Source organism: Rhodococcus sp. NPDC003318, from assembly GCF_042879035.1.
GTDB lineage: Bacteria > Actinomycetota > Actinomycetes > Mycobacteriales > Mycobacteriaceae > Rhodococcus_G.
This window is the reverse complement of record NZ_JBIAOU010000029.1, coordinates 1-12313: the sequence shown is the minus strand read 5'-3', so window position 1 is coordinate 12313 and position 12313 is coordinate 1. Positions and strand designations below refer to the sequence as shown.

Here is a 12313-nt window from a genome sequence, read left to right as displayed (position 1 = left end):
GAGTGCGCCGTCGATGCCGCCCGCAGCAGTGCGTGGACAGGTCGGGAACCTGCCCCATGAGGTCACCAGTTTCGTCGGTCGCCGGCAGGAGCTGACCGATGCCAGACGGTCGCTCGCCGCGTCCCGCCTCGTCACGCTGACCGGCATCGGCGGGGTCGGGAAGACCCGGCTCGCGCTGCATGTCGGGCAGGACTCGCGGCGCACCTTCCCCGACGGCGTGTGGCTCGTCGAACTCGGACTGCTGTCGTCGCCTGCGTTGCTCGAGGAGGCAGTGTCGTCGGCGCTCGGCCTCCGGGATCCGCTGCCGAGGGAGGGGGCGCTGGCGGAATTCCTCGACGGCCGGCATCTGCTGCTCATCTTCGACAACTGCGAGCACCTGGTCGACGCGGTCGCTCGACTCACGGGATCACTGCTGCGCAGTTGCCGGGAACTGCGCATCCTCGCCACCAGCCGGGAACCTCTGGGCGTTGCGGGGGAGGCGGTGCTGCGGGTGCCGCCGCTCGCGATCCCCGACCCGGACCGAACCCCGTCCGGACGTCGCGGGCAGGGGCGGTCCGAAGCGGTCACTCTGTTCGAGCAGCGCGCCGGTGCCGTCGTCCCCGGGTTCGCCGTGACCGACGACAACCGGGCCGCCGTCACCCGGATCTGCCAGCGGCTCGACGGACTTCCGCTGCCCATCGAACTCGCCGCGGCGCGCCTGCGGGCGTTGTCCGCGGAGCAGATTCTGCAGCGCCTGACCGATCGCTACCGGCTGCTGGACGTCGGCAGCCGTGGCGGGCCGACCCGGCAGCAGACCCTGCGAACGTGCGTCGACTGGAGTTACGAACTGTGCACTCCGGCGGAGCGGGAACTGTGGAGCCGGCTCTCGGTGTTCCGCGGTCGATTCGAACTCGACGCGGCCGAGGCGATCTGCGCCGAGGACCTCGAGCCCTACGAACTCCTCGACCTCGTGTCGTCGCTGGTCGACAAGTCCATCCTGAACCGGGACGAGACCGGCGGGGTCGTCGGCTACGGGATGCTCGAAACCCTGCGGGACTACGGCGCCGAGAAGCTCAGCCAGACCGGTGAGCAGGAGCGGCTGCGTCGTCGGCACCGGGATTGGTACGAGGCGCTCGTCGTGGGCTCCGAAGCCGAGTGGCTCGGCCCCGACCAGGCCCGGATCCTGACCCGACTGGACCGCGAGCGGCCGAACATCCGAGCGGCGACGCGGTTCTGCCTCGCCGATCCGGCGGAAGCCGAGTCGGGCCTGCGAATCGTGACCGCGATGTGGCCGCACGCCCTGACCCGCGGCCAGATGCAGGAGGGCAGGCACTGGATCGACCGGGCGCTCGCCCACCAGGGCGGGGTGCCGACGGTCGAGCGCACCCGCGCCCTGTGCGCGTACGCCCTGCTGGCCAGCAATCAGGGGCAGACGGACGCCGCCCGTCCCCGGATCGACGAGGCGCGGGCTGTCGCCGCGGAGCTCGCGGATCCGGTGATCGACGCGCAGGTCGCGCACGCAGCCGGGTACCACGCACTGTTCGGTGACGATCTCGATCAGGCGCTGGTGTTCTTCGGTCGCGCCCTCGACGTGCTGCGCGACGCGGATTCGCTCCGCTACGTCTCGTCGTTGCTCGGCCTGAGCCTCGCGTACGGACTCCTCGGCGACGTCGACCGCGCCACCCGCAGCCAGGAGGAGGCTCTCGCGATCGCGGAGGCGCACGGCGACACGGTGTACCGCGCGTACTGCCTGTTGATCCTCGCGTTGGCGCTGGTACGAACGGAGCCGCGGCGCGCGAGCGCGCTGCTCGAGCAGGTGGTGCGGCTCGAACGCGAGGTCGACGACGTGCTGGGCGCGGCGATCGCGGTGGAGGCGATGGCGTGGATCGCCGCCGACGCCGACGACTGGGGTCGCGCGGCTGTCCTCCTCGGGGCCGCACAGGCGCTGTGGAGGACGGTCGGCAGCGGCAGCGTGAACGTGATGACGATGCGCGGTTTCCACGAGGAATGCGTCGAGCGGACCACGAAGGCCCTCGGCGAGCGGGCCTACGGGGTCGCGTTCCGGCGCGGCGCGGACTCGACCTTCGAGGACGCGGTCGCGCATGCTCTCGGAGAGCGCTCCGTCACCGCGGTGCCGCAGGCCGGCGTGCTGACCCGACGGGAACGTCAGGTTGCCGAGCTGGTCGCCGCGGGGCTGACGAACCGCGCGATCGCCGACACGCTGGTGATCTCGCGGCGCACCGCCGAAGGTCACGTCGAACACGTACTGACGAAACTCGGGTTCACCTCACGCAGCCAGATCGCGGTGTGGGTGGCCGAACGCAAGGCCGACGACAGCGCCTGACCTGCGGTGATCGAACCGCCACGGGGGCGGGTATCACAAAACAGGTATGGCACCGGGTAGTTCGACCGTCGTCCGCGGCGCGCCGGGCGGGGATCGTGTCATGTGACCGTTCCAGCGCACCAGCCGAGGTTCGTCCGATGTACGAGTTCGAAGACCCGCGACCGCCGATCGACGGCGCCCTGATGATCCGGCGCTGCGAGGACTGCACGACACTGCTGGCCCCGGACACCACGACCTGTACGTCCTGCGGTGCGACCGACCTGACGTGGGTGCCGTCCTGCGGTGCGGGGTCGATCGTGCGGTGCACCGTCGTCGACTGCGCACCGCATCGCGGCGCGTGCACCGGATTCGTCCCGTGCACGATCGCGATCGTCGAACTCGACGACGGTCCGTGGACGTACGCATGGATCGAGGGGAAGCCGCCCGCGATCGGCGCCGAGCCGGTTCGTGTCCGCTTCGCTCACGAACAGCCGGGCGAGCGGTACCCGTACTTCGTCTGCGCCGCCTGAGTCAGACGCCCGCGCGGGGCAGCGTGGTGTCGGCCAGCCACGCCTCCCACAGCGGGCGCAGCGACCGGTCGGTGAAGTGCGCGGCGAGATCGGTGAAGTCCTCAGTGGTCACGGTGCCGTGGCGGTGTTTCGCGGTCCACCGCCGCAGGAGGGCGAAGAAGTTGTCGTCGCCGAGTTCGGTGCGCACGGCGTGCAGCGTCAGCGCGCCCCGCTTGTACACGCGGTCGTCGAACATCAGCTTCGGACCCGGATCGCCGAGCACCAGGTCGTACGGCAGCCCGGACTGGGTGCGGTGCACCTGCGCGGCGATCTCCTGCGCGGACGGCCCGCCGGAGTTCTCCGACCACAGCCATTCCGCGTAACAGGCGAACCCCTCGTGCAGCCAGATGTCGCGCCACGACCCCAGCGTGAGGCTGTTGCCGAACCACTGGTGCGCCAGCTCGTGCGCGACCAGCCGCTCCGAGCCGCGTCGGCCGTCGCAGTGGTTGGCGCCGAACACCGAGATGCCCTGCGCTTCGATGGGAATCTCGAGCTCGTCGTCGGTGACGACGACGGTGTAGTCCGCGAACGGGTACGGCCCGAACAGCCGGACGAAGGTCTGCATCATCTCGGGCTGGCGCGCGAAGTCGTGCTCGAACGGGGTCCGCAAGCGCGCCGGCAGCACCGCGTGCATGGGAACCGGGGTGTCTCGTCCGACCTGCCAGCGCCGGTACGGCCCGATCTGGACGGTCGCCAGGTAACTCGCCATCGGCTCGGTCTGCTCGTACACCCAGGTGGTCTGGCTGGCGCGGGTCTGCTTGCGCACGAGGACACCGTTCGCGACGACGAAGTACGGCGAATCGGTGGTGACGGAGATCTGGTAGCTGGCCTTCGAGCTGGGATGGTCGTCGCAGGGGAACCAGGACGCGGCCCCGTTCGGCTGGCTGGCGACGAGCGCCCCCTCCGTCAGTTCCTCCCAGCCGACCTCGCCCCACGGCCCGCGGATCGGTTTCGGGGTCCCCGCGTACTGCACCGTCACCGACAGCGCTCCGCCCGCGGGGATCTTCTGGGACGGGGTCACGGTCAGCTTGCCGTGCCGATGGGAGTACTTGGCGGCGCGGGACCCGTTGACGGACACCTTCGACACGATCAAGGTCTGCGCGAGGTCGAACGAGAACCGCGGCCGGATCGTCGTGGTGGCGGCGGTGACGGTGGCCTTGCCCGCCAACCGGTTGCTCGCGACCTTGTAGGTCAGGTCCAGCTCGTATCGCGACACGCGGTAACCGCGGTTGCCGATGGTCGGCAGGTAGGGGTCGATCGGCTCCTCGTAGAACTTGCCCTGGTCGACGGTGTCGCGGCGCTGTTTGGTCATCAGGCCCCCGTCCACGGGCCGATCGGGTTGCCCTGCCAGCGGGTGCTGGGCGGCACGACGTCGCCGCGCATCACGAGGGACGCGGGTCCGACGGTGGCTCCGTCGCCGATACCGGACGCGGGCAGCGCGACGCAGTGCGGACCGAGTGTGGCGCCTGCGCCCAGAGTGACGGTGTCCATGGCCATGATCCGATCATGGAACAGGTGGGTCTGCACGACGCACCCCCGTTCGACGGTCGCGCCGTCCCCGAGGGTCACCAGGTCGGCCTCGGGGAGCCAGTACGACTCGCACCACACGCCTCGCCCGATCGACGCACCCATGCCGCGGAGCCAGACGTTGAGGACGGCGGTGCCGGTCGCGGCCCGGGCGAACCACGGCGCGGCGACGGTTTCGACGAACGCGTCCGACACCTCGTTGCGCCACACGAACGAGCTCCACAGCGGATGTTCGGTGCGTCCGATGCGCCCGACGGTCAGCCACTTGGCGGCGACGGAGATCACACCCGCGACGGCGCCCGCGATCAGCAGCACGACACCGCTGAGCAGAGCCGCGGCCCAGAATCCGATGCCGCCGGCGAGGGCCTGCAACGCGAACAGCACGGCGAGCCCGATCCCGAACGTCACCATCACCGGCAGCAGACGGCACGTCTCGACCAGCGCCCGCGCGACCTTGAGCCGGATGGGTGGTTCGAAGGTGCGTTCGGCGTCGCCGTCGCTGGCGGCGCGGCGCAGTTTCACCGGCGGGCTGCCGAGCCACGACGACCCGGACTTCGCCTTGCTCGGCGCCGCGGACAGGACCGCGACGAGGCCGTTCTTCGGCACCCGCCGGCCGGGACCGGCCATGCCCGAGTTGCCGAGGAACGCGCGTTTGCCGACCTTCGCCTCCTGGATGTGCAGCCAGCCGCCGCCGAGTTCGTAGGATGCGACCATGGTGTCGTCGGCGAGGAACGCGCCGTCCGCGACGGTGGTGAACTTCGGCAGCAGCAGCACGGTCGACGCCTCGACGTTCTTGCCGATCTTCGCGCCGAGCAGACGCAGCCACACCGGGGTGAGCAGGCTGGCGTACAGCGGGAACAGGAAGGTGCGCGCGGAGTCGAGGAGGCGTTCGGTGGCCCACACCTGCCAGCCGACGCGGCTGCGCACCGCGTGGTAGCCCTCGCTCAGCCCGACGCCGAGCGCGCGGACCGCGGCCAGGGTCAGCGCCGCGAACACGAACAGGGCGAGCAGCGTCGCGGCTGGCAGCCAGGCCAGTGCGCGGACGATCGCGGTGCCGAGGTCGGGGGTGTCGTGGACGCCCCAGCCGATCAGGGCGATGCCGGCGGCGAGGGCGAGGATCGGCAGGGACGCGATGACGAGTGAGGTGAGCCCGTAGACCGGTACCCACTGGGTGGCGCGGCGGGGACGCTCGGCGGGCCACGGGTGCACGGCCTTGCCGACCTTCACGGCCGGCGACCCGGCCCAGCTCTGTCCGGGTTTGACCCGGCCGATCACCGCGGACCCGGGTGCGACCTCCGCGTCCTTGCCGATCCGGGCGCCGGGCAGCAGCGTCGAGCGGGCCCCGACCGCGGCGCCGGCGCCGATTCGGATGGCGCCGACGTGGACGACGTCGCCGTCGATCCAGTGTCCGGTCAGGTCCACTTCGGGTTCGACGGAGCACCCGTCGCCGAGTTCGAGCATCCCGGTGACGGGCGGCAGGGTGTGCAGGTCGACGCCGCGTCCGACCGTGGCGCCGAGTGCGCGGGCGTAGTAGATCATCCACGGCGCCCCGGAGAGGTTGGCGGCGCCGCTGGCCTCGGTGAGCCGGTGGGCGACCCACAGTCGCATGTGTTCCGGCCCGCCGCGCGGGTAGGTGCCCGGTTGCAGGCCGCGTAGCAGCAGCCGACAGCCGACCACCGCGATGCCCATACGTCCGACCGGGGTGATGAACAGCAGGACCGCGACGAGCACCGCCCACCACGACAGGGTCGGTGCCCACGGCACGTCGGTGAACCAGGCGAGGATGTTGTTCACCAGGGCCAGCCACGTCACCCACTGCAGTCCGGTGAGGGTGGTCAGCGGGACCGTCCACAGCAGTTGGCGCCACTGCGCCGACCGCGGTGTCGGCTCGACGGTGCGCACCTCGACGTCCTCGGCGGGGGCCAGGGAGTCGAGGTGTTCGGCGAGCGACCCGAGCCGCGGGTGGTCGTAGAGTTCGGCGACCGTGACCTCGGGGAACCGTTCCCGCAGGGCCGTCACCAGTTGCGCCGCGGACAGGGAGCCGCCGCCGGCGGCGAAGAAGTCGTCGTCGGGTCCGCTGATCCCGGCGCCGAGGATCGCCGACCACAGTCCCGCCACCCAGGCCGTGGTGCCGTCGAGTCCGGCGGCGGCCGCGGCGTCCTCGGGGTCGGCGCCGGGCAGCGGCCACGGCAGGGCCGCGCGGTCCACCTTGCCGGAGGTGCGGGTCGGGAGTTCGGCGACCAGCGCCAGCCGGGGGACCAGCGCGGCGGGCAACTGCTCGGCGAGCAGGGCGCGGGCGGCGGCGACGTCGAAGTTCGGATCGGTGCTGGCGAGGTACCCGACGAGGATCGAGTGGCCGGTGACGGTCGTGCGGACCGCGGCGGCGGCCCCGGCGACACCGGGCAGGTTCTGCAGGGCGTTGTCGACCTCACCGAGTTCGATGCGCCGTCCACCGATCTTCACCTGGTCGTCGGCGCGGCCCTGGAACATCAACCCGCCCGGTTCGAGCCGGACCAGGTCGCCGCTGCGGTAGGCGCGGTCCCACCCGAGGGTGGGCATGGGCGCGTACTTCTCGGCGTCCTTGACGGGGTCGAGGTAGTGGGCCAGCCCGACCCCGCCGATGACGAGTTCGCCGACACCCCCGACCTCGACGGGCAGGCCGTCGCCGTCGACGACGGCGAGGTCCCAGCCGTCGAGCGGCAGCCCGATGCTCACCGGTGCCCCGGCGTGCATCTGCGCGGCGCACGCGACGACGGTCGCCTCCGTCGGACCGTACGTGTTCCACACCTCGCGGCCGTCGACGGCAAGCCGCTCGACCAGCTCCGGCGGGCAGGCCTCGCCACCGAAGATGAGCAGCCGCACCTCCTCGAGCGCCTCGGCGGGCCACATCGCCGCCAGGGTCGGGACGGTGGAGACGACGGTGATGTCGCGCGACACCAGCCACGGCCCGAGGTCCATGCCGCTGCGGACCAGGGCCCGCGGGGCGGGCACCAGGCAGGCGCCGTGCCGCCACGCCAGCCACATCTCCTCGCAGGACGCGTCGAACGCGACGGACAGCCCGGCGAGGACACGGTCGTCGGGTCCGATCGGCGCGTCGGCGAGGAACATCCGGGCCTCGGCGTCGACGAAGGCGGCGGCGCTGCGATGGGTGACGGCGACGCCCTTCGGGGTGCCGGTGGAGCCGGAGGTGAAGATGATCCACGCGTCGTCGTCGAGGGTCGGGGGGCGCGGAGTGTTCTCGCGGGCCGGCGCGGTGCCCGGCCCGACGCCGCGGCCGGTGAGGATCGCGGCGACCTGCGCCTCCCCGAACACCAACTCGGCGCGTTCGTCGGGGTCGTCGGCGTCGACGGGCACGTAGGCGGCGCCCGCGGCGAGCACCGACAGGATCGCGACGTACAGCGAGTTCGACCCGGACGGCATCCGGACGCCGACGCGGTCGCCCGCGCCGACACCGAGGTCGCCGAGCCACTGCGCGCCGCGTTCGATCTCGTCGAGCAGTTCGGCGTAGGACAGACTGGCGTCACCGTCGTCGATCGCGGGAGCGTCGGGGTGTGCGGAGGCGGTGGCGGTCAGGATGTCGACCAGTGTGCGCGGCTCGGGGGCGACCGCCGACCGGAGGTACTCGGTCGGTATCTGCTGGGAGTCCGAGGGTGACTGCAGGTGCAACGCCGGTGTGTCCTGTCTCGAGTCGGCCGACTTTTCGCGTTGTTCTCTCACGTCAAGTTTGCGAGAGGGTGAACAACACTATCGGCTGCGACATGCGTGCAGCGTACGCCGGGTGCGAGCACGATCGGGGCCGACGCGTGCGTGTCACCGGGCGGATGCTCGTCCGGTGACCGGCCCGCGTCGGCCGACGCCACAGTGGGTGTCGGCCGGGGCGTCGGCGATCTCCTTCCGCGGTGCCGACGAGGTCACCGTCCGGCGGTGACGGAGCCGAGTGACGCGTCGTGTCGAGACTGCGGAAGGACGGGTCACAACTCGGGGTTGTCGATGATGGCCTGCACGAGCGCACCGTAGGTGTCGATGAGGCTGCCGCTGTCGATCGCCTCGGGGGCGAGGATCTCGAATGTGCGTAGTCCGCTGGCGAGGCCGAGCAGCAGGGTGACGACGAGCCGGGAACGCACCTGCCCCGCGGAATCGTCGCCGATCGAGCGGGCGATCCGGGGGACGAATCCGGCTGCCATCTCCTCGCGTGCGGCCTCGCGGTCCGGAGCTTCCTGGAGGATGAACGGCGCGATCGCCCAGTACTCGAAGTCTCCCGAGTCGCGCCGTTCGACGATGGTGCGCACCAGCCGACGCCCGGCAGGCTCGGACTGCTGGGCCTGTTCCTCGAGCGTCGGCGCCTCCGGAGCGGCGGCCTGGAACAGTTCCGCCTTGCTGCCGGTCAGTTTCATGACCAGCGCCGGGGAGACGTCAGCTGCCTCCGCGACGTCCCGGATGGTCGTCAGGGTGAACCCGCGTTCGGCGAACAGCGTCCGCGCGGCGTCGAGGATGACGTCGCGGGTGGTCCTCTCGCTCATTCGGCAGTCCTCGTGGCATCGGTCAGGCTCGGGTCGGGACGGTGGCCGCCACCGACGGTCCGTCGGCATCCACCGGGGCAGTCCGGGGGACGGGCGGCTTCGGAAGGAACACCGCGGCAAGCGTAGCGACGAGGGCGCCGACGGCCGCAATTGCGAACATCGCGGTGAACGCTCCGTGGGCGGGGAAGGCGTGGCCGGCCACTTCGACGGTGATGCTGGTCAGCAGCGCCGCGACGACCGCGCTCATGCCCGACGATCCGATCGTGCGCATCAGGCTGTTGAGGCCGTTGGCGGCGGCGGTTTCGGTGATCGGGACCGCGCCCATGATCAGGGCAGGAAGCGTGGCGTACGCCATGGCGTTGCCGATGCTCACGAGGATGCTCCCGATGATGATCAACGCGACGGTGTCGTCGAGGATCATGCGGAACAGGCAGGCCCCGATCATCACGATGCAGGCGACGGTGAGGGTGACGCGGCCACCGAACCGGGCGGTCAGTCGTGCTGCGATCGGCGCGAACGTCAACATGGCCACACCGCCCGGCACCATGCACAGGCCGGCGGTCGCCGCGCTGAGCCCGAACCCGAATCCCGTGATCTCGGGCAGCTGCAGCTGCTGGGTGGTGGCCATGGTGTTCGCGTACGCCGTGAACGCGACGAAGAATCCGGCGATGTTGGTGAGCAGGATGGGCCGGGTCGAGGAGACCCGCAGGTCGACCATCGGGTCAGCGGTGCGCAGCTCGTAGGGAACCCACACGGCGAGGGCGACGGCGGCCACGGCGAGGCTCGTGAGCGTCTGCGGACTCGTCCAGCCCCACGCGGAGCTCTTCGAGATCCCCAGCAGCAGAGCCGTCAGGGCGAGCGAGAGCAGGATCGCGCCGACGACGTCGAACCGTCCTCGGGTTCCGGAGACGGACGCCGGAACGACGACGAGGATGCCCAGCAGGAGCAGGAGTCCGGCGCCCGCGGTGACCCAGAAGACCGAGGCCCAGCCGAAGTGTTCGTACAGCACGCCCGCGGCGGGCAGCCCGAGCGCCCCACCGATTCCCATCGTCGAGCTGATCAGGGCGGCGGCGCCGGCCACCCTCTCCTTGGGCAGGACGTCCCGCAGGACCGCCATCGCCACCGGGATGAGCGACGAGGTGAAGCCCTGCAAGCCGCGCCCGATCAGCAGGGTCACGTAGGTTCCGCCGAGCGCGGCGATCAGGGATCCGGCCACCATCATCACCAGCGCGATCAACATCATGCGCCGCTTGCCGAACATGTCGGCCATGCGCGAGACGATCGGCGTGGCGACCGCCCCGGTCAGCAACGTGATGGTGACCAGCCAGGTGGCGTCTCCGTCGCTGATCCCGAGGATGTGGGGGAAGTCGGGGAGCAGGGGGACGACCAGCGTCGTCTGGAGTGCCGCGACGAGTCCCACCAGGCTCAGCAACGTCGTGATCGCGGTACTCGAAGCCCGGGTCTTGTGTGTGGTCACTCGGCACACTCCATCGCTCGCTCCGTCTCTCCATGTGGTGAACGCTGTTCACCCCAGAGCTAGTGAACGCTGTTCACCCACTCGCTGTCAAGCGGGACCGCGAATCGGGCGGACTCGCAGCGTTACGCGGGGTGGTATTTCGTGACGGTGGGGTTAAATCCCGCTCACTCGGGATGTGCTGCGGCGCATGAGGATTGGCTTTACGCAGTGTTCACAGTGCCCGCTTGCAGACGGTGAGCCATTCGTTCACTCTCGATGGACGACGATTCCCGGCATAAGACTCCGGCGTCGCTACCACCGTCGATAGCGCGGTGGACCCTTCGAACGTAAAGGTGGACCGCATGGATCAGGCTCTTGCCGCGGCCAACACCGCCTGGATTCTCGCCGCCACAGGTCTGGTGGCGTTGATGGTGCCGGGTCTGGCGCTCTTCTACGGCGGCATGGTGAGCGTCCGCAGCACCCTCAACATGATGATGATGACGTTCGGCGCGTTCGCGCTGGTCGGCGTCCTGTGGGTGCTGTTCGGCTACTCGGCGGTGTTCGGCAACTCCGTCGGCGACGCCGGGCTGCTCGGTGACCCGCTCGAGTACCTCGGCCTGAGCCAGCTGCTCGAGGCGCCCTCGGAGCCCGGGCTGCCGCCCGCGCTGTTCGCGGCCTTCCAGATGCTGTTCGCGGGCATCACCGTCGCCCTCATCTCCGGCGCCGTCGCCGACCGTCTCAAGTTCGGGGCGTGGATGGGCTTCACCGCGATCTGGCTCGTCCTCGTCTACTTCCCGATCGCGCACTGGGTCTTCGCATTCGACAGCTCCGACGGATCGGTCGTCGGCGGCTGGATCGCGAACACCCTCGGCGCCGTCGACTTCGCCGGCGGCACCGCCGTCCACATCAACGCCGGTATCGCCGCGCTCGCGCTGATCCTGGTTCTGGGCAAGCGGCACAACTTCACCAATCCGCCTCGCCCGCACAGCCTTCCGCTGACCATGCTCGGTGCAGGCATCCTGTTCTTCGGCTGGCTCGGCTTCAACGGCGGCTCCGCACTCGCCGCGAACAACAACGCCTCGGTCGTCGTGCTCAACACGATCGCCGCCTCCTGCGCGGGCATCTGCGCGTGGCTGCTCGTCGAGCGGGTCCGCGAGGGACGCTCCACCACCCTCGGCGCGGCCTCCGGCCTGATCGCCGCGCTGGTCGCGATCACCCCCGCGTGTGGTGCGGTCTCCCCGGTCGGCGCCATGATCATCGGTGCGCTCGCCGGCGCCGTCTGCTGCGTCGCGATCTCGCTCAAGTACAAGCTCGGCTACGACGACGCCCTCGACGTCGTCGGCATCCACCTCGTCGGCGGCGTCCTCGGCACCCTGCTCATCGGCTTCCTCGCCACCGAGGCGGCGCCGAACGGTGTGGCGGGTCTGTTCTACGGCGGCGGATTCGGGCTGCTCGGCAAGCAGACCCTGGCCGTGGTCGCGGTTCTCGCGTACTCCTTCATCGTCACCTGGCTGATCGCGAAGGGCATGGACAAGGCCACCGGCCTGCGCGTCCACCACGACATCGAGCGCGAAGGCCTCGACGTCGCCGTCCACGGCGAGTCGGCCTACTCGATCGAGGCCCCCGAACTCGGCGGCGCGGTCGTGACCACGGACGCGGACGACGTCAGCGCAGCCGCCGAGGCGCTGACCGGACGGGCGGCACAGAAGGTCACCTGATTCGACTTCGGGTTCCCATGGGTGAGGCCGCCGCACGCAACCGGCGGCGAGGTGGACCCGAGTACAGAGAACCCCCGGTGTCGCGCACTCCTCCTGCGCGGCACCGGGGGTTCTCGGTTGTTTCGACTACTTCTTCGGGACGCGGATGATCAGGGCGTCGCCCTGACCGCCGCCACCGCACAGGGCCGCGGCACCGACACCGCCGCCGCGGCGGCCGAGTT

At 70.7% G+C, this 12313-nt stretch carries 7 protein-coding genes; 3 read left to right on the top strand and 4 right to left on the bottom strand.

Annotation, left to right across the window (positions count from 1 at the left end):
• Positions 1-13: 13 nt before the first annotated feature.
• Positions 14-2323 carry an ATP-binding protein gene (locus tag ACFYVR_RS25440; protein WP_387478666.1) on the top strand — a complete coding sequence of 770 codons (2310 nt, stop codon included), beginning with the start codon at positions 14-16 and terminating at the stop codon, positions 2321-2323.
• 137 nt (positions 2324-2460) lie between these two features.
• On the top strand, positions 2461-2832 hold the full coding sequence (locus tag ACFYVR_RS25435) for a Zn-ribbon domain-containing OB-fold protein (RefSeq protein ID WP_387478663.1): 372 nt from the start codon (positions 2461-2463) through the stop codon (positions 2830-2832).
• A 1-nt stretch (position 2833) separates the two neighbouring features.
• Here the strand turns inward: ACFYVR_RS25435 and ACFYVR_RS25430 are convergent, their stop codons facing one another.
• The 4 genes from ACFYVR_RS25430 to ACFYVR_RS25415 form a co-directional block, all read right to left on the bottom strand.
• Entirely contained in the window at positions 2834-4183 is a 1350-nt protein-coding gene (locus ACFYVR_RS25430; protein ID WP_387478660.1) for a M1 family metallopeptidase, read from the bottom strand.
• Complete coding sequence (locus ACFYVR_RS25425) at positions 4183-8064, bottom strand: Pls/PosA family non-ribosomal peptide synthetase (RefSeq protein WP_387478657.1); 3882 nt, start codon at positions 8062-8064, stop codon at positions 4183-4185. The genes ACFYVR_RS25430 and ACFYVR_RS25425 overlap by 1 nt, the downstream gene beginning before the upstream one ends.
• A gap of 305 nt (positions 8065-8369) precedes the next feature.
• Positions 8370-8918 carry a TetR family transcriptional regulator gene (locus ACFYVR_RS25420; RefSeq protein WP_387478654.1) on the bottom strand — a complete coding sequence of 183 codons (549 nt, stop codon included), beginning with the start codon at positions 8916-8918 and terminating at the stop codon, positions 8370-8372.
• Positions 8919-8940: 22 nt separating this feature from the next.
• Positions 8941-10395: an MFS transporter gene (locus ACFYVR_RS25415; RefSeq protein ID WP_387478651.1), complete on the bottom strand. Its 1455-nt coding sequence runs from the start codon at positions 10393-10395 to the stop codon at positions 8941-8943.
• A gap of 341 nt (positions 10396-10736) precedes the next feature.
• Between ACFYVR_RS25415 and ACFYVR_RS25410 the strand changes: the two genes are divergently transcribed.
• Positions 10737-12092, top strand: a complete 1356-nt coding sequence (locus ACFYVR_RS25410; RefSeq protein ID WP_387478648.1) for an ammonium transporter — start codon at positions 10737-10739, stop codon at positions 12090-12092.
• The last annotated feature ends 221 nt before the right edge of the window (positions 12093-12313 follow it).